Annotated in this window: 1 protein-coding gene; it reads left to right on the forward strand. The window is 74.3% G+C overall.

Annotation, left to right across the window (positions count from 1 at the left end):
- Window positions 1-877 (forward strand): NAD(+) synthase (gene nadE / locus D471_RS0113330; protein ID WP_017599070.1); only part of this gene is annotated, 877 nt, incomplete at both ends.

Consider the following 877-nt stretch of genomic DNA (forward strand, 5'->3'; position numbering starts at 1 on the left):
GAGCAGCCGGCCGCTCCCTACGAGTCGCGTTCGCCGGTCCTGACCCCGCGCAAGGATCCGCTCAACGACCTCGGCGAGGTCTACACGGCGCTCGTCACCGGAGTTCGCGACCACGTCCGCAAGAACGGCTTCGCCTCGGTCCTGGTGGGCGTCTCCGGCGGCGCCGACTCCGCGCTGACCGCCACGATCGCCGCCGACGCGGTGGGGGCGGCGAACGTGCACGCCGTCGTCTCCCCCGGGCGGGGCTCCGACGCCGAGGCCCTGGAGCGGGCCGAGGAGCTGATCAAACGGCAGGACCTGATCCGGCGCCTCTACCCGACCGACGGGCTGCTCGACGCACTGGAGTCGGCCTTCGCCGCCGACGACGGAGCGAAGGGAGCGCTTCTCGACCAGGCGCGGAGCGCCCTCCTCACGGCCCTGTCCCGCCAGGAGGGGCACCTGGTCCTGGCGACCGGGAACAAGACCGAGCTGGCGACCGGGGCGTGCGCCCACTACGGCGACGCCGTGGGGGCCTACGCGCCGCTCAAGGACTGCTGGAAGACACTGGTCTGGGAGCTCGCCCGCTGGCGCAACGCCCAGAGCATCGGGGCGGACGGCGCACCGCCGCCCATCCCGGAGTCCTCCCTGGAGCGGCGACCGGTCAGCGGGTGGGCGGCCATCGAGCCGGCCCCCGAGCGCCCGAGCTACGAGGTGCTCGACGGGCTGCTGGACGCCTACATCGGCACCGACCAGGGCGTCGCGGCGCTGGCGGCCGCCGGTTTCGCCCCCGACCTGGTACGGCACGTCGTCCGACTGGTCGACCGAGCCGAGCACAAACGCCGCCAGTACCCGCCCGGCCCCAAGATCACCCGGCGCAACCTGGGCCGGGACCGGCGGG

This window comes from Nocardiopsis lucentensis DSM 44048 (assembly GCF_000341125.1).
Lineage (GTDB): Bacteria > Actinomycetota > Actinomycetes > Streptosporangiales > Streptosporangiaceae > Nocardiopsis > Nocardiopsis lucentensis.